Origin of the sequence: Pseudomonas fluorescens, assembly GCF_005938625.1 — a bacterium.
Taxonomy (GTDB): domain Bacteria; phylum Pseudomonadota; class Gammaproteobacteria; order Pseudomonadales; family Pseudomonadaceae; genus Aquipseudomonas; species Aquipseudomonas fluorescens_BD.
This window is the reverse complement of sequence record NZ_VCNJ01000033.1, coordinates 35,368-58,738: the sequence shown is the minus strand read 5'-3', so window position 1 is coordinate 58,738 and position 23,371 is coordinate 35,368. Positions and strand designations below refer to the sequence as shown.

15 protein-coding genes are annotated in these 23,371 nt (G+C 59.7%); 11 read left to right on the top strand and 4 right to left on the bottom strand.

Annotated features, from left to right (window positions below; translation table 11 throughout):
* Positions 1–55 precede the first annotated feature (55 nt).
* The 4 genes from FGA82_RS20880 to aceE all read right to left on the bottom strand — a co-directional run bounded on the left by FGA82_RS20880 (position 56) and on the right by aceE (position 9,298).
* On the bottom strand, positions 56–2,752 hold the full coding sequence (locus tag FGA82_RS20880; protein WP_141128552.1) for a putative bifunctional diguanylate cyclase/phosphodiesterase: 2,697 nt from the start codon (positions 2,750–2,752) through the stop codon (positions 56–58).
* Between the two features lie 252 nt (positions 2,753–3,004).
* The gene (locus FGA82_RS20875) at positions 3,005–4,402 is read right to left on the bottom strand and encodes an alkaline phosphatase D family protein (protein WP_141128551.1); all 1,398 of its coding nucleotides are present in this window, start codon (positions 4,400–4,402) and stop codon (positions 3,005–3,007) included.
* 277 nt (positions 4,403–4,679) lie between these two features.
* The gene (aceF, locus tag FGA82_RS20870) at positions 4,680–6,641 is read right to left on the bottom strand and encodes a dihydrolipoyllysine-residue acetyltransferase (RefSeq protein ID WP_141128550.1); all 1,962 of its coding nucleotides are present in this window, start codon (positions 6,639–6,641) and stop codon (positions 4,680–4,682) included.
* 11 nt (positions 6,642–6,652) lie between these two features.
* Positions 6,653–9,298: a pyruvate dehydrogenase (acetyl-transferring), homodimeric type gene (gene aceE / locus FGA82_RS20865; RefSeq protein WP_007915682.1), complete on the bottom strand. Its 2,646-nt coding sequence runs from the start codon at positions 9,296–9,298 to the stop codon at positions 6,653–6,655.
* 384 nt (positions 9,299–9,682) lie between these two features.
* On the opposite strand from aceE, the gene glnE reads away from it, so the two are divergent.
* The 11 genes from glnE (at position 9,683) to FGA82_RS20810 (ending at position 23,312) form a co-directional block, all read left to right on the top strand.
* On the top strand, positions 9,683–12,622 hold the full coding sequence (gene glnE / locus FGA82_RS20860) for a bifunctional [glutamate--ammonia ligase]-adenylyl-L-tyrosine phosphorylase/[glutamate--ammonia-ligase] adenylyltransferase (RefSeq protein WP_141128549.1): 2,940 nt from the start codon (positions 9,683–9,685) through the stop codon (positions 12,620–12,622).
* 444 nt (positions 12,623–13,066) lie between these two features.
* Positions 13,067–14,101: a lipopolysaccharide heptosyltransferase II gene (waaF, locus tag FGA82_RS20855; protein ID WP_141128548.1), complete on the top strand. Its 1,035-nt coding sequence runs from the start codon at positions 13,067–13,069 to the stop codon at positions 14,099–14,101.
* A gap of 1 nt (position 14,102) precedes the next feature.
* Positions 14,103–15,164 (top strand): lipopolysaccharide heptosyltransferase I, encoded by a 1,062-nt coding sequence (gene waaC, locus FGA82_RS20850; protein WP_123448344.1) that lies wholly within the window; start codon positions 14,103–14,105, stop codon positions 15,162–15,164.
* Positions 15,164–16,285: a glycosyltransferase family 4 protein gene (locus FGA82_RS20845; RefSeq protein WP_141128547.1), complete on the top strand. Its 1,122-nt coding sequence runs from the start codon at positions 15,164–15,166 to the stop codon at positions 16,283–16,285. The genes waaC and FGA82_RS20845 overlap by 1 nt, the downstream gene beginning before the upstream one ends.
* Positions 16,285–17,091 (top strand): lipopolysaccharide core heptose(I) kinase RfaP, encoded by an 807-nt coding sequence (gene rfaP, locus FGA82_RS20840; protein ID WP_141128546.1) that lies wholly within the window; start codon positions 16,285–16,287, stop codon positions 17,089–17,091. Before FGA82_RS20845 ends, rfaP begins: the two co-directional genes overlap by 1 nt.
* Positions 17,091–17,825 carry a lipopolysaccharide kinase InaA family protein gene (locus FGA82_RS20835; RefSeq protein ID WP_141128545.1) on the top strand — a complete coding sequence of 245 codons (735 nt, stop codon included), beginning with the start codon at positions 17,091–17,093 and terminating at the stop codon, positions 17,823–17,825. The genes rfaP and FGA82_RS20835 overlap by 1 nt, the downstream gene beginning before the upstream one ends.
* Entirely contained in the window at positions 17,822–18,574 is a 753-nt protein-coding gene (locus FGA82_RS20830; RefSeq protein WP_141128544.1) for a lipopolysaccharide kinase InaA family protein, read from the top strand. Before FGA82_RS20835 ends, FGA82_RS20830 begins: the two co-directional genes overlap by 4 nt.
* Positions 18,574–20,025, top strand: coding sequence for a lipopolysaccharide kinase InaA family protein (locus tag FGA82_RS20825; RefSeq protein ID WP_141128543.1), 1,452 nt, complete (start codon positions 18,574–18,576; stop codon positions 20,023–20,025). Before FGA82_RS20830 ends, FGA82_RS20825 begins: the two co-directional genes overlap by 1 nt.
* Before the next feature lie 124 nt (positions 20,026–20,149).
* Positions 20,150–20,485, top strand: coding sequence for a YceK/YidQ family lipoprotein (locus FGA82_RS20820; RefSeq protein ID WP_141128553.1), 336 nt, complete (start codon positions 20,150–20,152; stop codon positions 20,483–20,485).
* Between the two features lie 171 nt (positions 20,486–20,656).
* Positions 20,657–22,411, top strand: a complete 1,755-nt coding sequence (locus FGA82_RS20815; RefSeq protein ID WP_127925578.1) for a carbamoyltransferase family protein — start codon at positions 20,657–20,659, stop codon at positions 22,409–22,411.
* Positions 22,404–23,312 (top strand): glycosyltransferase family 2 protein, encoded by a 909-nt coding sequence (locus tag FGA82_RS20810; protein WP_141128542.1) that lies wholly within the window; start codon positions 22,404–22,406, stop codon positions 23,310–23,312. The genes FGA82_RS20815 and FGA82_RS20810 overlap by 8 nt, the downstream gene beginning before the upstream one ends.
* The last annotated feature ends 59 nt before the right edge of the window (positions 23,313–23,371 follow it).

The following is a 23,371-nucleotide window of genomic DNA, read 5'->3' as shown; positions in this document are numbered from 1 at the left end:
AACAGGATCAAAAGATCGCAGCCTGCGGCAGCTCCTACATGAGGGAGCGGCGAGATCAGAGGCAGAGCGGGCCGCGCGGGTAGCGTTTCAGCGCCTGGATCAGTTCGCCGCCCGGGATCGGCCGGTCGAACAGGTAGCCCTGGCCGACGTCGCAACGATGCCGACGCAGGAACGCCAGTTGCTCGGCGGTTTCGATGCCTTCGGCCACGACCTTGAGTTTCAGGTTGTGCGCCATGGCGATCACCGCCGAGGTGATTTCCATGTCGTCCTGGTTGTCGGGGATTTCGTGGATGAAGCTGCGATCGATCTTGATGATGTCGATCGGGAATTTCTTCAAATAGCTCAGCGACGAATAGCCGGTGCCGAAGTCGTCCATGGCCAGCGTCAGGCCCAGGCGCTTGAGCTGGTCGAGCTGCAAGTGCGTGTCTTCAGTGGCTTCCAGCAGCAGGCCTTCGGTCAGCTCCAGTTCGAGCAGATTGGCCGGCAGCGCTTCTTCCTTGAGGATGTTGGCGATGGAGGCGACCAGATCCGGGTCGGAGAACTGTTTCGGTGACAGGTTGATCGCCACTTGCAGATTGCCCATGCCAGCGGCGGTCAGGGCTTTGCTCATGCGGCAGGCCTGACGCGCGATCCACTTGCCGATCGGAATGATCAAACCGGTTTCTTCGGCGACGCTGATGAACTGGTCCGGACGAATCATGCCGCGCTCCGGATGGTTCCAGCGCAGCAGCGCTTCCATGCCCAGCAGACGCCCGCTGCGCAGGCACAGCTTGGGCTGGTAGAACACGTCCAGCTCGTTCTGGGTCAGGGCGCGACGCAGGTTGTTCTCGACGAACAGTTTGTAACTGGCCTCGGCATTCAGCGCTTCGGTGAAGACTTGCACCTGATGTTTGCCGTTGGCCTTGGCCTTGTGCAGCGCCAGCCCGGCGTTTCGCATCAGCGTTTGTGGATCACGGCCATGCAGCGGCGCGCACGCCAGGCCGACCGAACCGGTAACGCTGATCAATTGGTTGTCGACGAACATCGGTTTATCCAGCGTCGCCAGCAATTGGTTGGCGATCTGCTGGCCGGTCGCCAGATCGGTATCGTCGAGCAGCACTGCAAACTCGTTACTGGCAAACCGCGCGAGGCTGCCGCTCGGGCTGAGGCTATTGCGCAGACGCCGGGCCAGGCTGATCAGCAGCTTGTCGCCAGTCTGGTGACCTAGGCTGTCGTTGATCCGTTTGAAGTTGTCGATGTCGACCAGCAACAGGCTGATCGGCGTATCGCTATCGCGGGCGAAGCGTTCGTCCAGATTGCGGATAAACGCCGGGCGATTGCCGAGGTTGGTCAGGTTGTCGGTGTAGGCCAGACGCTCGATGCGCTGCTGCGCCAGTTTGGTCTGGGTGATGTCTTCGTAGATGCCGATGTAGTGCGTCAGTTCGCGGTTGTCGCCATAGACTTTGGAGATCGACAGCTGGCCCCAGTACGGTTCGAGGTTCTTGCGGCGGTTCTTGAATTCGCCCTGCCAGCTGTTGCTCTTGGCCAGCGCCGAGGGCGCGTCGAACAACAGCTCGCTGAGGTTTTCCAGCGCTGGCAGCTCGGATAGACGCTGGCCGTGGACTTCCTCGGTGGTGTACTGGGTGATCGCGGTGAAGCTCGGGTTGACGTACTCGACCACGCCGTCGCAATTGACCAGCAAAAACGCGTTGGCGCTTTGCTCGACCGCACGCTGGAACAGGTGCAGGGCGCTGGTGGCGGTGCGGCGGTTGTGGTTGTTGATGACTTGCGCGAACTGGTCGGCCAGCTCGCCGGCAAAGGCGATTTCGTCGGACTGCCAGGCGCGGGTGACGCCAGTCTGTTCCAGGCACAGCACGCCGACCACTTGGCCATCGACGCGAATACTGGCGTCGAGCATCGCGTTGACGTCGCGCGGGCGCAGGGCTTCGGCCATCTCACGAGTGCGTGGGTCGCGCATTGCATTGTGTGCGTCGATGGCGCGGCTGCCGTGCAGGGCGTCCATGTAATCCGGGAAGCTGCTGATGTCGATCACGTCCGGGAGGATGTACTCCTGGGTCGCGCGGTGGTACGCAGAGATCGGCACCAGATGCTGGCCTTCGAGGTTCCACAGGCTGGCGCAGTCGATTTCATAGATATCGCAGGCGCAGCGGGTGATCAGTTCGGCGGCTTCCTGCAGCGAGTTGTGCGTGCTGTAGCGCTGGCGCGCGAGCAGCAGAATCAGGTCCTGCTGGGCGCGTACGCGCTCCAGGTGCTGCAGTTGTTCTTGCTGGGCCCGTTGATTGAGTTCAAGGGCGATCTGCAGGCGGGAGTTCTGGGTTTCGAGGTCAACGGAGGGCAGTGGCGGCGCTTCGTCGAAGACATGATCGACCGCCAGCAGATAGCCGCGCAGCAGATGACGGTTGTGTTGTTTGTAGGCTTCGCCCAGTTCCAGGATGCTCAGCGCACCGGCCGCCGTGTGCAAGGTGTAACGCACCAGATAATGCGGGCTGGCGGTCAGCTGTTGCTGGATCGCGTCGTGCAGTTGATAGCGCGCTTCCGGTTCCATCAGGCTGGCGTAGGGCGAGCCGACCAACGCGCAAAGCTCCACAGCCGGCTGGCCGAACTGACGTTCACAGTTGGGATCGAGAAACAGCATGGCCCAACTGGCTTCATTCAAGCGCTCGAAACGCAGCATGCCGAGCCGCGAGGGCACAGGCAACTGCGTCACTACCTCGGCCGCCATACGGCTGGCGGCATCGGGTTGGCTCTTCATGAAGGGAACTCGCTTGGAAATATGCTGAACGCGCCGGGCTCTCGCCCTCTTTACTGTTGCCTGCGGCAAGGTTGCATCATTGCGGCACCGACTGACAAGAGAGATGAAGGCCAAGTGCTATAAGAATATGTCGGCTGCGCTGAACATTTCTCCAGCCCGTGGTTGAAAAGAGCCAAAGATCGCAGCCTGCGCCAGTGTCTATAGGGGAATGCGCCCTCTGCAGGCGCTGCCGAAGGCTGCGATCTTCAAGGCTTAGCGCAGTGTTATGACGATCGACTGCAATTGTTTTCCATCGCGGTCGTGGTAATTGACCTGAATCTGCCCGGCCTCGACCACCACATGAGCGAAATTGTCCTCACTCACCACTGTGCTGGTCAGCTCATGCCGATAATTGCCCGCCGCTGTACGCACCAGCGGCTGATCGAGAATGAACGTGGACGCTTTGGCATACGGCAGCAGTTTGCTGTTGCACAGCGGTGAGGACACCACGGTGTGGACTTCAAAATCCGGGTCTTCGCTGTGGGTCAAGCGAGCGGTCAGCGAGCCATGCACGTCCCCCGAGATGAACACGACATTCTTGATGCGCCGGGTGCGGATGGTTTCCAGCAAGCGCAGGCGCTGCTCGGGAAAGGCTTTCCAGGCGTCATCGCCGTGGAGCTTGCGATCCGGATAGAACATCACGCTGGTGACCACGAACTTGACCCGCGCCGTGCTGTTGCCCAACCATTTGAGCAGGGCCTGCTCCTGCGCCTCGTCGAGGATGCGTCGATCATCGCCAGACAAGTTGCGGCGGGTGCGACTGTCGGTGACAAACCATTCGATATCGCCATCGCTGAACTGATACCAGTAATGCTCAAGTGTTGCGTGATCTATTTCGCCGTTAGTTGTCAATGGGTGTGCCGGACTGTGACTGGCCTGATACAACTCATAAGCGGCCATGGCGTTACGATATAAGTCAATGTCGGACTTGCTGGCATTGGCGGGCCAGTTATCTTCGATTTCGTGATCATCAAGAATCATGTAAGTCGAAGTGCCGGACATCAAACGTTGAATATTCGGTTGGGAGAACGCTGCGCGGTATTTATTGAGGATGTCTTTGTATTCGCGGTCCGGTGCGACCAAATTCAGATCGTCCACGTAAATTTGATCGCCGGTCATCAATACCGCACTGATCGGCGGTTGTATGCCTTCGATCACCTGATTGATGGATGCAAAGATCCGGTCGCCCAGTTGCGGCAGAGATGCGATACCGGCGGTCATGCGCAGGTAGCGGCAGGAACCGACAATATAGGCTCTGGGTTGCAGGGCTTTGCTGGAGCGGGTGCGCAGGCGATAGATTTCCCGCGGCCATTGCAGCGGCAACTCGGCAACGCTATCCGGCGTGTGCACCGGATTCATCGGGCTGAACCAGCCAGTCTGATATTCATATTCGGTATCGCTGCTCAAATTGTTGAGGGCGAATACTTGCGACATGTCGCGTAATTCGCTCAGGCGGGAAAAGTTACCTTTCGACCATTGGTTTGTGCCGGATGCGCGATAACGCATTCCAGCAAATACCCGTGCATTGTTCTGCCGGTCGCCACGCATGAATATACGTGCGTGATTAGTTGTAACGTGGCCGACAATTGGGCCGATAGTTGGTTTTAACATGTCGAATCCATTCGAATGAATTTGAATAAATGTGAGTTTTGCGAAGTTTGTTTAGTTAAATTTACTGCGCCTAGATTAGTTGCGTATCGAATGAAAAAGATCGGCGTCAAGTCGATTGAGGCTGTGGCCGATATCAGCGCAACGTGTGGGAAAAAGACCGGGGTGAGTTTTCTTCAGGCAAAAAAAAGCCCCGCCAAACTGACGGGGTTGAGGTACGAGCGTGTGGCGCTCGAAAGGGTGCAGCAATCGGCCTTCCGTTGCCGGAGGGCCGATCGAGTTACAGCAGGATCGTGCGAATGTCCGCCAGCAGGCTGCCCAGACGCTGGGTGAAGCGTGCGGCAGCGGCGCCGTTGATCACACGGTGATCGTAGGACAGCGACAGCGGCAGCATCAGTTTCGGCTGGAAGGCTTTGCCGTCCCAGACTGGCTGGATGGTTGCCTTGGAAACACCGAGGATCGCCACTTCCGGCGCGTTGACGATCGGCGTGAAGCCGGTGCCGCCAATGTGGCCGAGGCTGGAAATGGTGAAGCAGGCGCCTTGCATGTCGTCAGCGGTGAGCTTCTTGTCGCGGGCTTTGGCGGCCAGCGCAGCGGCTTCGGCTGCCAGTTGCAACAGGCTCTTCTGGTCGACGTTCTTGATGACCGGTACCAGCAGGCCATCCGGGGTGTCGACGGCGAAGCCGATGTTCACGTATTTCTTGCGGATGATCGCTTTGCCGCTTGGTGCCAGCGAACTGTTGAAGTCCGGCAGCTCCTTGAGCATGTGTGCGCACGACTTGAGCAGCAGCGGCAGGATGGTCAGCTTGACGCCGGCCTTCTCTGCAACAGCTTTCTGCGCCACGCGGAACGCTTCCAGCTCGGTGATATCAGCCGAGTCGAACTGAGTCACGTGCGGGATGTTCAGCCAGCTGCGGTGCAGGCTCGACGCGCCGATCTGCATCAGGCGAGTCATCGGCACTTCTTCGATTTCGCCGAAACGGCTGAAATCGACGACCGGAATCGGCGGGATGCCCGCGCCACCGGTTGCGCCAGCAGCAGCGGCCGGGGCTTCCTTGGCCTTCTGCATCATCGCTTTGACGTAAACCTGCACGTCTTCTTTCAAGATACGACCGTGCGGGCCACTGGCGCCAACAGCGTTCAGCTCGACGCCGAACTCGCGAGCCAGTTGACGCACGGCTGGGCCGGCGTGAACTTTGGCGCCCGGCTTGGCCGGGGCCGCGGCTGGAGCGGCAGCAGGTGCAGGCGCAGCGGCAGCCGGAGCAGCAGCGGCAGGAGCACTTGGAGCAGCAGCGGCGGCAGCTGGAGCCAGGGCAGCAGCAGGCGCTGCGCCTTTGACTTTCAGCTTCAGAATCAGGTCGCCGGTACCGACTTCGTCATCCAGCTTGATGGAAACACTTTCCACCACGCCAGCGGCAGGCGATGGAATTTCCATGCTCGCCTTGTCGGATTCCAGGGTGATCAGCGACTGGTCGGCTTCAACGCTGTCGCCAGCCTTGACCAACACTTCGATGATCTTGGCTTTGCCAGCCGAACCGATGTCCGGAACGTGGATGTCCTGAACGCTGTCAGCAACCGGAGCTGCTGGCGCGGCTGCCGGAGCAGGCGCAGCGGCAGCGGCCGGTGCAGCAGCCTGAGCCGGAGCGGCCGCAGCAGGGGCCGCAGCACCCGCCACTTCCAGATCCAGAATCAGGTCGCCAGTGCCGACTTCGTCGTTGAGCTTGACGCTGATGGCCTTGACCACGCCAGCGGCAGGCGACGGGATTTCCATGCTCGCCTTGTCGGATTCCAGAGTGATCAGCGACTGATCAGCTTCGACGGTGTCGCCGACCTTGACCTGGATCTCGATGATCTGCGCCTTGCCCGACGAACCGATGTCCGGCACGTGCACTTGCTGAACCGAAGCGGCAGCCGGGGCAGCAGCTGGCGCGGCGGCAGGAGCTGCAGCCGGTTTGGCTTCAGCTTTTGCAGCCGGGGCAGCAGCAGGAGCAGGGGCCGCTTCAGCGGCGCCCTCGACTTCCAGCTCAAGCAGTTCGTCGCCTTCTTTCAGACGGTCGCCCAGCTTCACTTTCAGGCTCTTGATGACGCCGGCCTTCGGGGCCGGCACTTCCATGCTGGCCTTGTCCGATTCCAGGGTCAGGATGCTCTGATCGGCTTCGATACGGTCGCCGACCTTCACAAACAGTTCAATTACTTCACCTTCACCGCTGCCGATGTCAGGTACGCGAATGAGTTCGCTCACAAAATGTCTCCTCAGCAGTCCAGTGGGTTGCGTTTTTCCGGGTCGATGCCGAACTTGACGATGGCCTCAGCCACGACTTTAGGTTCGATATCACCACGGTCAGCCAGTGCTTCCAGGGCTGCCAACACCACGAAATGACGGTCGACTTCGAAGAAATGACGCAGTTTCTTGCGGCTGTCGCTGCGGCCGAAACCGTCGGTGCCGAGGACTTTGAATTCCTTCGACGGTACCCACTGACGGATCTGCTCGGCGAACAGTTTCATGTAGTCGGTAGAGGCGATGACCGGACCTTTACGGCCGTTCAGGCACTCTTCGACGTAGCTCAGCTTAGGCTTCTGCCCCGGCTTCAGACGGTTGCTGCGCTCGACAGCGAGGCCGTCGCGACGCAGTTCGTTGAAGCTGGTAACGCTCCAGACGTCAGCGCCAACGTTGAACTCTTCACGCAGAATCTTCGCCGCTTCACGGACTTCACGCAGGATGGTGCCGGAGCCCATCAGCTGTACGTGGTGCGCCGCATCGCGGGTGTCTTCTTCGAGCAGGTACATGCCTTTCTTGATGCCTTCTTCGGCACCGGCCGGCATGGCTGGCTGCTGGTACGACTCGTTCATCACGGTGATGTAGTAGAAGATGTCCTGTTGCTCTTCGGTCATCTTCTTCATGCCGTCCTGAATGATCACCGCCAGCTCGTAGCCGTAGGTTGGATCGTAGGTGCGGCAGTTCGGGATGGTCGCGGCCAGCAGGTGGCTGTGACCGTCTTCGTGTTGCAGACCTTCACCGTTCAGGGTGGTCCGGCCGGCGGTGCCGCCGATCAGGAAGCCACGGGTACGGCTGTCGCCGGCAGCCCAGGCCAGGTCGCCAATCCGCTGGAAGCCGAACATCGAGTAGAAGATGTAGAACGGCAGCATCGGCTGGTTGTGGCTGGAGTACGAAGTACCGGCAGCGATGAAGGAGCTCATGGCGCCTGCTTCGTTGATGCCTTCTTCAAGGATCTGACCTTTCTGGTCTTCCTTGTAGAACATCACCTGGTCTTTATCGACTGGCTCGTAGAGCTGGCCGACGGACGAGTAGATGCCGAGCTGGCGGAACATGCCTTCCATACCGAAGGTACGGGCTTCGTCCGGGATGATCGGAACGATGCGCGGGCCGATTTCCTTGTCCTTGACCAGTTGCGCGAGGATCCGCACGAAGGCCATGGTGGTGGAAATTTCACGGTCGCCGGAACCGTCAAGAATTGCCTTGAGGGTGTCCAGATCCGGCGTCGGCACGCTGAAGCTTTGTGCGCGGCGCTGAGGTACGAAACCGCCCAGTGCAGTGCGACGCTCGCTGAGGTAGCGGGCTTCGGCGCTGTTTGGCTCTGGCTTGAAGAACGGCAGGTTCTCCAGCTCTTCGTCCTTGACCGGGATGTCGAAGCGATCGCGGAACAACTTCAGGCTGTCGACATCGACTTTCTTGGTGTTGTGCGCAGTGTTTTTCGCTTCGCCGGCACCGGTGCCATAACCTTTGATGGTCTTGGCGAGGATGACGGTCGGTTGTTCTTTGTGGTTGACCGCTTCGTGGTACGCCGCGTAGACCTTGTACGGGTCGTGGCCGCCACGGTTGAGTTTCCAGATCTCGTCGTCGGACAGATCAGCAACCATCGCCTTGAGTTCTGGCGTGTTGAAGAAGTGCTCACGGACGAACGCGCCGTCTTTGGCTTTGTAGTTCTGGTACTCGCCGTCGATGACTTCGTCCATGCGACGTTGCAGGATGCCGTCGACGTCTTTGGCCAGCAGTGGGTCCCAGAAACGGCCCCAGATGACTTTGGTCACGTTCCACTGAGCACCACGGAACACGCCTTCGAGTTCCTGGATGATCTTGCCGTTGCCGCGAACCGGGCCGTCGAGGCGCTGCAGGTTGCAGTTGATGACGAAGATCAGGTTGTCCAGCTTCTCGCGGCCGGCCAGGGAGATCGCGCCCAGGGATTCCGGCTCGTCGCACTCGCCGTCGCCCAGGAAGCACCAGACTTTCTGTTTGCCCGGCTGGATGAAGCCACGGTGTTCCAGGTACTTCATGAAGCGTGCCTGGTAGATCGCCTGGATCGGACCCAGACCCATCGATACGGTCGGGAACTGCCAGAAGTCAGGCATCAGCCAAGGGTGCGGGTAGGACGACAGGCCCTGACCGTCGACTTCCTGGCGGAAGTTGTTCATCTGGTCTTCGGTGATGCGGCCTTCCATGAATGCACGGGCGTAAACGCCTGGCGAGGTGTGGCCCTGGAAGTAGATCAGGTCGCCGCCGTGTTCGTCGGTCGGGGCCTGGAAGAAGTAGTTGAAGCCGATGTCATACAGGGTCGCACTGGAAGCGAAGCTGGAGATGTGACCACCCAGGTCAGAATCTTTCAGGTTCGTACGCATTACCATGGCCATCGCGTTCCAGCGTACCAGCGAGCGAATGCGGCGTTCCATGAACAGGTCGCCAGGCATGCGTGCTTCGTGGGTTACCGGGATGGTGTTGCGGTAAGGCGTGGTGATGGCGTAAGGGAGCTGCGAACCGCTGCGGGTTGCCAGTTCACCCATACGGGTCATCAGATAGTGAGCACGGTCTTCGCCTTCTTTGTCGAGAACCGATTCCAGGGCGTCCAGCCATTCCTGGGTTTCGACGGGATCGAGGTCTTGCATGGCTTGCTCCAGGGCGGAAAGGCTTCCAGAATCGGTTGCCTGAGTTTGCGACTGGCCTTGTGGGCAGACGATTTAAAATTCTTGGATTGCCGATAGGTTGTTCCGGCGGCGTGTAGTTTTACTACAAATCTTCCGGCATTTCAGCCTTTCGAATGTATAGACGAGTAGTAAAACTACAGAAGAATGGCTTGTGGCCTCCGGCTGCGTTGTGAGAATAATCGTTAAGGTTGGTCTTTTGCCATCTGAAAAAGGTGAAACTTTGATGTTCGCTGCCAAAGAGAAAGAAATTTCAGCTATTTCTAACTTTTGTTCGACAGTCCTCCGGGTAGCGGGTTTTCACCAATCACTACAAGCGGCCATTTACACGCCGATCAAGGATAGACCATGACCCTGCCCGTGCTTGCCGAACTGCCCGCCATTCTCCTGCCGTTGGTCACTCGATCCGAGCAGTCGTTCCGTACGGCCGTCGCCGCGCTGGAAGACGATCATGGCTTGGTGAACTGGACGCCAGAGCGCTGGGCGCAGTTCGCCCGCGTCACCGCCGCCAGCGAATTCGTCATTGAACAGAGCGTTCGTGACCCTTTGATGTTGCTCACGCTGGTGCAGTCCGGCGAACTCGACCGGGCCTTTGCGCCGGGTGAATTGTGTGCGCAGATTGCCGCCGCGGTGAACGCCGCGCAAACCGAAGAGGAACTCGGTCGCGCCCTGCGTCGCCAGCGCGCCCGCCACCAAGTGCGGATCATCTGGCGCGATCTCACCCGCCAGGCCGATCTGGTGCAGACCTGCCGTGATCTCTCGGACATGGCCGACGCCACCATCGACCAGGCTTATCAATGGTTGTACAGCCGCCATTGCGAACAGTTCGGCACGCCGACCGGCCGCCGCAGCGGTGAGCCGCAGCAAATGGTCATCCTCGGCATGGGCAAGCTCGGCGCCGTCGAGTTGAACCTGTCTTCGGATATCGATCTGATCTTCGCCTACCCCGAGGGCGGCGAAACCGTCGGCGTGAAGCGCTCGCTGGATAATCAGGAATTCTTCATTCGTCTCGGCCAGCGCCTGATCAAGGCGCTCGATCCAATGACGGTCGATGGTTTCGTCTTCCGTGTCGATATGCGCCTGCGCCCGTACGGCTCGTCCGGCGCGCTGGTGCTGAGCTTCAATGCGCTGGAGCAGTATTACCAGGATCAGGGCCGTGACTGGGAACGCTACGCGATGATCAAGGCGCGAGTGGTGGCCGGCGATCAGGTCGCGGGCGCGCAGTTGCTCGACATGCTGCGGCCGTTCGTTTACCGACGTTACCTCGACTTCTCGGCGATCGAAGCGCTGCGCACCATGAAGCAGCTGATCCAGCAGGAAGTGCGGCGTAAGGGCATGGCCGACAACATCAAGCTGGGCTCCGGCGGTATCCGCGAGGTCGAGTTCATTGCTCAGGCCTTTCAGTTGATCCACGGTGGTCGCGACTTGAGTCTGCAACAACGTCCTCTATTAAAGGTGCTGAGTACGCTGGAAGGGCAGGGTTATCTGCCGCCGGCGGTGATCAGCGAGTTGCGCGAGGGCTACGAATTTCTCCGTTACACCGAGCACGCGATTCAGGCGATCGCCGACCGCCAGACCCAGATGCTGCCGGATGGCGCGCAGGATCAGGCGCGCATCGCCTTCATGCTCGGGTTCGCTGACTGGGACAGCTTCCACGAGAAACTGATGTTCTGGCGCGGTCGTGTGGCTTGGCACTTCGCGCAAGTGATTGCCGATCCCGATGAGGATGAAGGCGCCGAAAGTGAAGTGGTGGTTGGTGGTGAATGGCTACCGCTGTGGGAAGAGGCGCAGGACGAAGAGGCGGCGTGCCGTCAGCTGGAGGAGGGCGGTTTTGCCGATGCCAGCAAAGCCCTGAAAGCGTTGGCCGGATTGCGCAGCAGCCCGCAATTGCGCGCGATGCAGCGGCTGGGGCGTGAGCGTCTCGATGCCTTTATTCCGCGTCTGCTCGCTCAGGCTGTGGAACACGCCAACCCGGACCTGGTGCTTGAGCGCGTGCTGCCGCTGGTTGAAGCGGTGGCCCGGCGTTCGGCTTATCTGGTCTTGCTGACAGAAAACCCCAGTGCCTTGCGACGCCTGCTGACGTTGTGCGCGGCGAGTCCGTGGATCGCTGAGCAGATCACTCGCTTCCCGCTGCTGCTTGATGAATTGCTTAACGAAGGTCGACTGTTCAAACCGCCGCTGGCGCCGGAGCTGGCGGCTGAATTGCGCGAGCGGCTGACGCGGATTCCCGAGGACGATCTCGAACAACAAATGGAAGCCCTGCGCCATTTCAAGCTGGCGCACCGCTTGCGCGTCGCCGCCTCGGAAATTGCCGGCAGCCTGCCGCTGATGAAAGTCAGCGATTATCTGACCTGGCTGGCCGAGGCGATTCTCGAGCAAGTGCTGGCCCTGGCCTGGCGCCAGACTGTGGCCAAGTACGGCACGCCGCTGCGCACCGACGGCACCTTGTGCGATCCAGGTTTCATCATTGTCGGTTATGGCAAAGTCGGCGGTCTGGAGCTGGGGCATGGTTCCGATCTCGATCTGGTGTTTATCCACGACGGCGATCCACAGGCGGAAACCGACGGGCCGAAGTCGATCGATGGCGCGCAGTTCTTCACGCGGCTGGGGCAGCGCATAATTCACTTGCTGACGGCGCAGACCAACTCGGGTCAGCTCTATGAAGTGGATATGCGTCTGCGGCCGTCCGGTGCTTCGGGGCTATTGGTGAGTTCGCTCGGCGCGTTTGCCCGCTATCAGGAAAATGAAGCCTGGACGTGGGAGCATCAGGCCTTGGTTCGCGCGCGAGTGCTGGTCGGCAGTCAGGATGTCGGTCAGGCGTTCGAGAAGGTTCGCGCCCAGGTGCTGGGCAAGGCGCGTGATCTGGCGAAGTTGCAACAGGAAGTCAGCGAGATGCGCGCGAAGATGCGCGACAACCTCGGCACCAAGAGCACCGCAGCCGGGACGGCAGCAAATGCTTTCGACGCCTCGGCGCCGTTCGACCTCAAGCAGGACGCCGGTGGTATCGTCGATATTGAATTTATGGTGCAATACGCGGCTCTGGCGTGGTCACAAAGCCATCCGCCACTGCTGCGCTGGACCGATAACATCCGCATTCTGGAAGAGCTGGAACACGAAGGGCTGATGCCTGCCGAAGACGCCAGCCTGTTGCGCGAGGCCTATAAAGCCTACCGCTCCGCCGCCCACCGGCAGGCCTTGCAGAAGGACGCCGGGGTGATATCGGGCGACCAGTTTGCCGAAGAACGCCGGCAGGTTTTGCGGATCTGGAAAGAGATGGGGCTAAGCTGAGTCGCAGATGTGTGAATGAATGCAAAACCCTGTAGGCCTTCGCCTGCTCGCGATAGCGGAGTATCAGACGACAACAATGTCGAATGTAACGATCCCTTCGCGAGCAGGCTCGCTCCCAGAGTGATCTGCGGTGAGTCGCAGATATGTGGACAGATGCAAAAACCTGTGGGAGCTGGCTTGCCAGCGATAGCGGAGTAACAGTCGACAGTCATGTTGAAGGTAACGACCCCATCGCGAGCAGGCTCACTCCTACAATGGATCTGCGCTGAGTCGCAGATATGTGAACAGATGCAAAACAATGTGGGAGCGAGCCTGCTCGCGATAGCGGAGTGACAGTCGACAGTCATGTTGAAGGTAATGACCCATCGCCAGCAGTGCCGCTTCCTCAGTGATTCTCGAGGCGGGGAGGCGTAAATGCCTCCCCGGTTCGTTTTTGGAAACCACATGAATATTTTGATCGTTGGGCCCAGTTGGGTCGGTGACATGGTGATGGCGCAGACACTGTTTCAGTGTCTCAAGCAGCGCCACCCACAGTGCGAAATCGACGTGCTGGCTCCCGAGTGGAGCCGGCCGATCCTTGAGCGCATGCCCGAAGTGCGCAAGGCCTTGAGCTTCCCGCTCGGCCACGGCGCGCTGGAACTGGCGACACGTCGGCGCATCGGCAAATCACTGCGCGGCCAGTACGATCAGGCGATCCTGCTGCCCAACTCGCTGAAGTCGGCGCTGGTGCCGTTTTTCGCCGGCATCCCGAAACGCACCGGCTGGCGTGGTGAGTTCCGCTACGGCTTGCTCAATGATGTGCGCACCCTGGATAAAGAACGCTACCCGCTGATGATCGAGCGCTTCATGGCCTTGGCCTATGAAGCCAATGCCGAGCTGCCGAAGCCGTATCCGCGCCCGAGCCTGCAAATTGATCCGGTCACCCGCGAAGCGGCGCTGGCCAAATTCGGCCTGAGCCTCGATCGCCCGGTGTTGGCCCTGTGCCCGGGCGCCGAGTTCGGCGAGTCCAAGCGTTGGCCGTCCGAGCACTACGCCAAAGTCGCCGAAGCGCGCATACGTGAAGGCTGGCAGGTGTGGCTGTTCGGTTCGAAAAACGATCACGCGGTCGGTGAAGACATCCGCGCACGGCTGATCCCGGGCCTGCGCGAAGAATCGGTCAACCTCAGCGGCGGCACCTCGCTGGCTGAAGCCATCGACCTGATGTCCTGCGCTGACGCGGTGGTCTCCAACGATTCCGGCCTGATGCATGTGGCCGCCGCGCTGAACCGCCCACTGGTCGCCGTCTACGGCTCGACTTCGCCGGGCTTCACCCCGCCGCTGGCCGAGCACGTCGAAGTGGTACGTCTGGGCCTCGATTGCAGCCCGTGTTTCGACCGTACCTGCCGCTTCGGCCATTACAACTGCCTGCGCCAGCTGATGCCGAACGCGGTCAACGATGCCTTGCAGAAGTTGCAGGGCTCTGTGGTCGAGGTTCATTAAGTTGCGGGTACTGTTGATCAAGACTTCATCGCTGGGCGACGTGATTCATGCGTTGCCGGCGCTGACCGACGCCGCCCGGGCCATCCCCGGGATCAAGTTCGACTGGGTGGTGGAAGAAGGCTTTGCCGAGATCCCGACCTGGCACCCGGCCGTTGGCAAAGTGATTCCGGTGGCGATCCGTCGCTGGCGTAAAAACATCTGGAAAACCATCACCAGCGGCGAGTGGAAACGCTTCAAGCAAAGCGTGCGCGCCAACAAATACGATTTGGTCATCGACGCTCAAGGCTTGCTGAAAAGCGCCTGGCTGACCCGCTACGTCAAAGCGCCGGTGGCCGGTCTCGACAAAGGTTCGGCCCGCGAGCCGATGGCTTCGCGTTTCTACGACCGAAAACTGGCCGTGGCCCGTGGTCAACACGCCGTTGAGCGCGTGCGGCAGTTGTTCGCCATCGCCCTCGGTTACGACCTGCCAAAAGGCTTGGGCGATTACGGCCTCAACGTCGAACGTCTGGTCGAGCTGCCGCGCAAAAACGCCTTTGTGGTGTTCCTGCATGGCACTACTTGGGACACCAAACACTGGCCGGAAGCCTACTGGCGTGAACTGACCGAACGCGTCGGTTATCTCGGCGTCGGCGTCAAGCTGCCGTGGGGCAACCCGCAGGAGAAGGCCCGCGCCGAACGCATCGCCGCCGGTTTCAAACACGCCGAAGTGCTGCCGAAACTCAATCTGGCCGGCGTCGGCAAGGTTCTCGCCGGGGCGCAAGCCTGCGTCGCGGTGGACACCGGTCTCGGCCACTTGGCTGCGGCGCTGGATGTGCCGACCATTTCGCTGTTCGGTCCGACCAATCCGGGCCTGACCGGCGCTTACGGCAAGTTGCAGATTCACTTGGCCAGCGACTTCCCGTGCGCACCTTGCCTGCAAAAGAAATGTACCTATCAACCGACCGCGCAGGATGCCCGTCAGTTTGACCTGAAGCGTGAACAGCCGCTGTGCTTCACGCGACTGAACCCCGAGCGTGTCGCCAGCCGACTGAGCACGTTGTTAATGGCCGAGGAGCTGCGCTGATGCAATTGGCATTCGTCCTGTACAAATATTTCCCGTTCGGTGGTTTGCAGCGCGATTTCATGCGCATCGCCCTCGAATGCCAGAAACGCGGGCATCAGATTCGCGTCTACACACTGATCTGGGAAGGCGACGTGCCGCCCGGTTTCGAGGTGCTGGTGGCGCCGGTCAAGGCGTTCTTCAACCATCGTCGCAATGAAAAACTCAGCGCATGGATGGAAGCGGATCTGGCCAAGCGCCCGGTCGATCGCCTGATCGGCTTCAACAAGATGCCGGGGCTGGACGTCTATTACGCCGCCGATGGCTGCTTCGAAGACAAGGCGCAGAACCTGCGCAATTCGCTGTACCGCCGCTGGGGCCGTTATCGCCACTTCGCCGAGTACGAGCGCGCGGTGTTCGCCAAAGATGCGAAGACCGAAGTGCTGATGATTTCCGAAGTGCAGCAACCGCTGTTCATCAAGCATTACGACACGCCGATCGAGCGTTTCCATCTGCTGCCACCGGGCATCGCTCAGGATCGTCGCCGTCCAGCGGACGCCGATGAAATCCGCGCCGGCTTCCGTGCTGAATTCAATCTGAAGGACGACGAGCTGCTGCTGGTGCAGATCGGCTCCGGCTTCAAAACCAAGGGCGTTGATCGCAGCCTGAAAGCGCTGGCCGCATTGCCCGCTGAGCTGAAGAAACGCACCCGGCTGTTTGTAATTGGCCAGGATGACCCCAAATTGTTCCAGATGCAGAGTGCAACTTTGGGTCTGGGCGACAACGTGACGTTCCTCAAGGGGCGCAGCGATATCCCGCGTTTCCTGCTTGGCGCCGATCTGTTGATCCATCCGGCGTACAACGAAAATACCGGCACGGTGTTGCTGGAAGCGCTGGTCGCCGGATTGCCGGTGCTGGTCAGCGCGGTCTGCGGTTACGCCCATTACATCGCTGAGGCGGACGCCGGGCGAGTGCTGGACGAGCCGTTTGATCAGGCGCAGCTGACGCAATACCTGACTGAAATGTTGAATGATGACGCTGCACGCGCGGCCTGGAGCCGCAATGGTCTGGCCTTCGCCGAGACGGCCGACCTCTACAGCATGCCGCAGCACGCGGCCGATGTGATTCTGGCGGAGCACGCTTAATGAAGTTGATGCTGGCTGAACCGTTCAAGAGCCTTTGGGCCGGACGCGATCCGTTCGCCGAAGTCGAAGGCTTGCAGGGCGAGGTATACCGCGAGCTGGAAGCACGCCGGACGCTGCGCACGGAAGTCGACGGCAAAGGATTTTTCGTCAAGATCCACCGTGGCATCGGCTGGGGCGAAATCTTCAAGAACCTGCTGACCGCCAAGTTGCCGGTACTCGGCGCGGGTCAGGAGTGGAAAGCCATCCAGCGTCTGCAGGAAGTCGGCGTGCCGACCATGACCGCCGTTGCGTACGGCGAGAAGGGCAGCAACCCGGCGGATCAGCACTCGTTCATCGTCACCGAAGAACTGGCGCCGACCATCAGCCTGGAAGACTTCAGCATCGACTGGATCAAGCAGCCGCCCGAGCCAAAACTCAAGCGCGCACTGATCGCCGAAGTCGCGCGCATGACCGGCATGATGCATCGTGCCGGCGTCAATCATCGCGACTGCTACATATGCCACTTCCTGCTGCACACCGATAAACCGGTGACACCTGAGGAATTCAAGCTCTCGGTGATCGATCTGCACCGCGCCCAGACCCGCGCGAAGATCACTCAGCGCTGGCGTAATAAAGATCTGGCAGCGCTGTACTTTTCCGCACTGGACATCGGCCTGACCCGCCGCGACAAGCTGCGTTTTCTTAAGGGCTATTTCCAGCAACCGCTGCGTCAGATCCTGGCTGAAGAAGCGCCGCTGCTGAGCTGGCTGGAAGGCAAGGCCAACAAACTCTATGCGCGTAAACAGCGTTACGGGGATGCGCTCTGATGGCGGGTTGGACTCTCGAGCCGCAATACAGCGAGCTCGCCGAAGACTTCGGCAGCCTCGAAGCCGTGTTTGCGTTGCAGGGCGAGCGCCTGACCCGTGACCCGCTGTCGGAAGTGATTCGCGTGCAGCGCAACGGCGTCAACTATTACGTCAAGCGCTACGTCGGCGCCGGTAAAGGCTTGCGCCGCTACCTCGGCAAGCCACGAGTGAAGATGGAATGGCAGAACCTCAAACGCTTCGCCAAGTGGGGTATTCCCACCGCTGAAGTGGTGGCCTGGGGCCTGGAGCGACGCGGCGCGGCGTATGATCGTGGCGCGATGATCACTCGCGAATTGCCCAACACCGAAGACCTCTCGGCGCTCGCCGAGCGCAAGGATCCGAAGCTCAAGGATCGCGCCTGGGTCGACGGCGTCAGCCGGCAACTGGCCGGTTATACCCGGACGATGCATGATCACCGATTTACCCATAACGATCTGAAATGGCGCAACCTGTTGATCGATGATCAGGCGCGGATATTTCTGATCGATTGCCCTAACGGCGAGTTCTGGCGCGGCTTTTGGCTCAAGTATCGGATCACCAAGGATCTGGCCTGTCTCGATAAACTCGCCAAATACCACCTGTCCAATACCCAACGCCTGCGCTTCTATAAGCAATACCGCCAGTGCGATCGGCTTGATAGCGCCGACAAGAAACGGATTCGGCACGTGGTGAGATTTTTCGAGGGACGCGAATGACTGATTTTCTCGCTGCTGAAGACCGCGCACTGCTTGAGCGCCATGGTCTCGGCACTTTCGACGCATTGTGGGCCAAGCAGCTTGAAGCTGTGGATGAACCCAATACTGCCCGTGGTGGCTGGAGTAGCGTCTTCCGTCTGGACCTGGAAGGGCAGGGCTATTACCTCAAGCGCCAGAGCAATTACCTGACGCGCACTTTGCACGCGCCTTTCGGTGAACCCAGTTTTGCCCGCGAGTTTCGCAATATCAGTCGCTATCGCAAGCTCGGTATTCCGGCGCTGCAAGCGGCGTTCTTCGGTGAGCGCAAGGTTGACGGCGAAGTTCGCGCGATCCTGCTGACCCGGGCACTCGATGGCTGGAACGATCTGGAGTCGCTATTGCAGCGTTGGGCACAGCTCAGCGGCGTGCAGCAGTCGGCCATTCTCAAGGCTTGCGGTCTGCTGGCTCGACATCTGCACGGTGTGCGCCAGGTGCACGGCTGTTTCTACCCCAAACATATTTTTCTGCGGGCAACCGGTGATGGATACCAGGCGCAATTGATCGACCTGGAAAAAACCCGTCCGTTACTGTTCGGCATGCGTGACCGGATCAAGGACCTGGAACCATTGCAACGCCGTGCGCCGGAATGGAGCGAAGCGCAATTGCGTGAATTGCTGGCGGCTTATCTTGATCAATCGACCGATAGCACGCTGCTCGACAGCTGGCTCGGCCGGTTGACCGCGCGCCGCAGTCACAAGGAGACGCGCTGATGCAATTGTCCGAGCTGGCCGGTGTCGGGCGAACCCCGCAACTGCCGCTGACGGTGACCTTGGCCGATGCTGCCGGGAGTGCGGATCTGCAATTGCTGAGTTTGCTGCGGGTTCTGCCAGGGCAGCGCTACGTCGGCGCCGGTGTCTGGCGCGGGCGTCCGGTGTTGGCCAAATTGCTGGTCGGCGGCAAGGCTGCCCGGCATTTCCAGCGTGAGCTGGAAGGCGTGCGCTTGCTGGCCGCACAAGGCCTGACGACACCGCTGCTGCTGGCCGATGGTTTGAAGAATGGCGAAGGTGGCTGGCTGCTGTTCGATTTCCTTGAGGGTGCCGAAAGCCTTGGTGATGCCTGGGTGAAAGTCGAGTCGCTGCCGGTGCTGGCCGATGAACAGTCGGCGGTGTTGGCTGAGGCGCTGGGTGCCATTGGCCAGTTGCACGGTAAAGGGCTCTGGCAGGAAGACCTGCATCTGGACAATCTGCTGCGTCATGGCGGCCAGTTGTACTTGATTGACGGTGCCGGGATTTGCGCAGAAACCGCCGGTCAGCCGTTATCGCGGCAAAAAGTCCTGGAAAATCTCGGGGTGTTTTTTGCCCAGTTACCCAAGTCGCTGGAGCCGTTTACTGAAGAACTGCTGGTGTATTACCTGTTGAGCAACAGCGAGCATGCGTTGCCGCTGGAGGCCTTGCAGAAACAGATCGACAAAGTACGCCGCTGGCGTCTGAAGGATTTTCTGATCAAGGTCGGTCGCGAGTGCACGCTGTTCAGTGTGCAGCGTGGCGCGTTCGCTCTGCGCGCGATTCGTCGTGAAGAAGAATCAGCCATGTTGCCGGTTCTGGAGCAGGCCGATGCGTTGCTCGATCAGGGCCATCTGTACAAGACCGGTGGTGCGGCGAGCGTCGGCAAGGTTCAGGCAGGCGCACGTACGCTGGTGATCAAGCGCTACAACATCAAGGGCTTTGCTCATTGGCTCAAGCGTTTCTGGCGTCCGAGTCGCGCCTGGCACTCGTGGCGCGAGGGCAATCGTCTGGCGTTCCTCGGTATCGCCACGCCCAAGCCGCTGGCGGTGCTGGAGAAGCGCTTTTTGTGGTTGCGCAGCCGAGCGTATCTGGTGACCGAGTTCTTGTCGGGCCCGGACATTATCGAGCGATTTGCCCCGTATGTTGAAAATGGCGAAGCGCCGGAGGCAGAACTGCAGGCGCTGGATCAGTTGTTCGCGCGATTGATTGACGAGCGCATCAGCCATGGCGACTTCAAAGGGCACAACCTGTTCTGGCATGAGGATCGCTGGGCGCTGATCGATCTGGACTCGATGTGTCAGCATGGATCTGTCGGCAGTTTCGCGCCGGCCTATGCTCGTGACCGTGCGCGATTCATGCGTAACTGGCCCGAAAGCAGCGCTCTGTATCAGGTTATTGATCAGCGTTTGCCGAAAGAAATATCCAGCGCGGTCTGAGTCGAACCACTACAGCGCTGGAGGACAAGATTAAGCGACTTGTCCTACAGCTTCTGCAGAAGCCATGAACTGTGCCCTGTTCAGCCCCGATGCTAATTTGCCCGACGACCTTGGAGGGCGGATCTTGATCATCAAACAGGCTGCAACAGTGAGTGCAATTTCATGGGTTCTGGCGGGCTGTGGCAGCGCCATGACGGTCTTGCAGGACGATGCCGACGTCGCCCGTGACATGCGCAAACAAAAAACCTACTGCCAGTCCATTCCGAGGGTTTACAGCGGTCTGGCCTTCGATTTCTGTGTATTGAACGCGCCCCCCGATCCCAGCGGTTTTCTTGTGCCGTTCGTGCTGTTGGATCTGCCATTGTCCGGTGTGTTCGATACAGTATCGCTGCCCTATACGGTTTATCGTCAGGTCACTGACGGCAATCTTGGTATTTACTGGCGAAAGGGTGGTTATTGAATCTTTGGGCAAGGTTTCTCCAGACCATTCAACCTGGGGCAATCGCACAGGGTAATTCCCCACTCGTTTACGCTATAATCCCGCCCTTTAGCTGTCACTCGCCCTGTGCGAGGGCACATCAATATTCAAGGCGCATCGCGCCTGCACGCAGACTAAAGAGGCTAGACCCCTGTGGCATTGACGATTCTTGGCCTGTCCGGCGCCCTTAGCCATGACCCTTCAGCAGCCTTGTACATCGACGGCAAGCTGGTGGCGGCGGCTGAAGAAGAGCGCTTCGTACGCGATAAGCATGCAAAGAACCGCATGCCCTACGAATCGGCGAAGTTCTGTCTTGAACAGGCCGGCATCAAGCCGTCCGACGTTGACGTGGTTGCGATTCCATTTGCCCCGATCAGCCTGTTCGGCAAGGCGCGCTGGCACTACGCCAAGCGTTACTGGTACGCGCCGGATCGTGCCCTCGATGCGATCCTGATGGGCAACCGTCGCTACAAGCGCTATCGCAACAAGATTGTCTGGTGCCTTGAGCAACTGGGTTTCGACCCAAAAAAAATCAAGATCGAGCCGGTCGAGCACCACTTGGCTCACGCTTCCAGCGCCTACCACTGTTCCGGCTTCAAGGAAAAAACCGCGATCCTCGGTATCGACGGCAAGGGCGAGTACGCCACGACCTTCTTTGGCTACGGCGAAAACGGCAAGATTCACAAGATCAAGGAATTCTTCGATCCTGACTCCCTCGGCGGTCTGTACGGTGCGATCACCGAGTTCCTCGGTTTCGAGATGCTCGACGGTGAGTTCAAGGTCATGGGCATGGCGCCGTACGGCGACGCCAGCAAGTACGATTTCTCGCGCCTGGCCTCGTTCGAGAACGGTGAGCTGGTGATCAACACCGATTACGCCAACGTCATCGGCCTGCGTCGCTACAAAGAGAAGGGCAAAGGCTTCTACTTCTCGCCGAAGCTGATCGAGTGGCTGGGTCCGAAGCGCGAAGGCGACATCGCTGACGAACCGTACATCCACTACGCCGCGAGTATGCAAGCGCTGTTCGAGAAACTGGCGCTGCAGATGATCGATCACTACCTGGGCGACGTGCTCAAGGAAACCGGCAAGCTGGCTTTCGCCGGTGGCTGTGCATTGAACGTCAAGCTGAACCAGAAAATCATTGCCCGTGACGACATCACGGAGCTGTTCGTGCAACCTGCGTCCGGCGATGCCGGCACTGCGGTCGGCGCTGCTGCCTATGTGTCTCACGCTCGCGGCGTACCGGTCGAGAAGATGGAACACGTCTACCTCGGCCCGTCGTACAGCAACGAAGACGTCATCGCCGCCTGCGCCCGTCACGAGAGCAAGCCGACCTGGCGCAAGCTCGACAACATGCCTGAGCAGATCGCCAAAATCATGGTCGATGGCAACCCGGTGGCCTGGTTCCAGGGGCGCATGGAATTTGGCCCGCGTGCATTGGGTGGCCGTTCGATCATCGGTTGCCCGAGCGTGGCTGGCGTGGCTGACCGGATCAACCACCAGATCAAGTTCCGCGAGCGCTGGAGGCCTTTCTGCCCGTCGATGCTCGACACCGTTGCGCCACAGATGATCAAGATCGATCACCCGGCGCCGTTCATGACCTTCACATTCGAAGTGGCGGAAGAGTGGAAGACCCGCGTGCCGGAAGTCGTCCACGAAGATGGCACCTCTCGCGCTCAGGTGCTCAAGCGTGAATACAACCCGCGCTACTACGACATGATGAAGGCGCTGGAAAACCTGACCGGTAACGGCGTATCGCTGAACACCTCGCTCAACCGTCGTGGCGAACCGATGATCTGCTCGCCGACCGACGCGCTGAACATGTTTTTCGGTTCAGATCTGGAATACCTGATCATGGAAGATATTCTGGTCGTAAAAGAGGGTGTAAAAGGATACGAACTTGACTGAAACACTGATCAGCGTCGTTATTCCGGTATACAACTACGCGCGAACCCTGCCACGTGCAGTGGAGTCGGTGTTGGCGCAGTTGGATGAAGCGACGGCGGATCTGCTGGTCATCGACGACGGGTCGACGGACGATACGCCTGAGGTAGTAGAACACCTCCTGCTCAAACATGGCGGGCGTTTTCGCGCGCTGCGCAAAAGCAACGGCGGCTTGTCGTCGGTGCGCAATCGAGGGCTGGAAGAGACAGCCGGACGGTATCTGGTGTTTCTCGACTCCGATGATGAAATGGCGCCAGGTGCCCTGGCTGCACTTTCACAGCACATCGAAAGTAATCCACACAGCCTGATGGTGATCGGCGCGCACTGGTCGGTGTTTGCAGACGGGCGACGCAGCTTGCAGGCCTCCAGGCCGCTGCCTGTTACGCCCCGCCAGCGACTGCAGGGTTACCTGCTGAACAAGACGGTATCGATTTCCAACGGTGCCTGTGCGATGCACCGCGACGTATTCGTTTTGGGTAATTACCCGGAACATTTGCGCAACGTCGAGGACTTGCCAGTATTCGCCCAAGTGCTGGCGCGCTACCCCTGCACCGTTCTGGACAAGCCCCTGGCGCTGATCTACAAGCACGCCGACAGCATGCGCCATGATCTGCGCCAAAGCCTTGCCGCTGGCACGGAGCAGGTGGTCAGCGAAGTCTTTTCCAGTCGACGGATGCCCGAGGAAATGGGTGATTTGCGCCAAGCGTTTCTGGCGCAGCGCTGCCTGTCATTGTTTCGTGACTGTTATTCCCATGGCGAATACAAACTGGCCAAGTCGTTTTACTTTCAGGCCTTGCGTGCAGACTGGCGAACGTTTTCGCGTTGGTCCTACACCCGCAAGGCGTTGCGGTTGCTGTTTCGGTAAACGGGTCGCGGAGACTATGCGGACCCTGTAATGGATGTCGGTGAGGTGGCTGGGTGAAA

Bases quoted from the DNA above. Each gene is read 5' to 3' on its own strand.
- FGA82_RS20845 (WP_141128547.1), top strand. From the start codon at position 15,164: ATGCAATTGGCATTCGTCCTGTACAAATATTTCCCGTTCGGTGGTTTG.
- aceE (WP_007915682.1), bottom strand. From the start codon at position 9,298: ATGCAAGACCTCGATCCCGTCGAAACCCAGGAATGGCTGGACGCCCTG.
- FGA82_RS20830 (WP_141128544.1), top strand. From the start codon at position 17,822: ATGACTGATTTTCTCGCTGCTGAAGACCGCGCACTGCTTGAGCGCCAT.
- FGA82_RS20835 (WP_141128545.1), top strand. From the start codon at position 17,091: ATGGCGGGTTGGACTCTCGAGCCGCAATACAGCGAGCTCGCCGAAGAC.
- waaF (WP_141128548.1), top strand. From the start codon at position 13,067: ATGAATATTTTGATCGTTGGGCCCAGTTGGGTCGGTGACATGGTGATG.
- FGA82_RS20875 (WP_141128551.1), bottom strand. From the start codon at position 4,402: ATGTTAAAACCAACTATCGGCCCAATTGTCGGCCACGTTACAACTAAT.
- rfaP (WP_141128546.1), top strand. From the start codon at position 16,285: ATGAAGTTGATGCTGGCTGAACCGTTCAAGAGCCTTTGGGCCGGACGC.
- glnE (WP_141128549.1), top strand. From the start codon at position 9,683: ATGACCCTGCCCGTGCTTGCCGAACTGCCCGCCATTCTCCTGCCGTTG.
- FGA82_RS20880 (WP_141128552.1), bottom strand. From the start codon at position 2,752: ATGAAGAGCCAACCCGATGCCGCCAGCCGTATGGCGGCCGAGGTAGTG.
- FGA82_RS20825 (WP_141128543.1), top strand. From the start codon at position 18,574: ATGCAATTGTCCGAGCTGGCCGGTGTCGGGCGAACCCCGCAACTGCCG.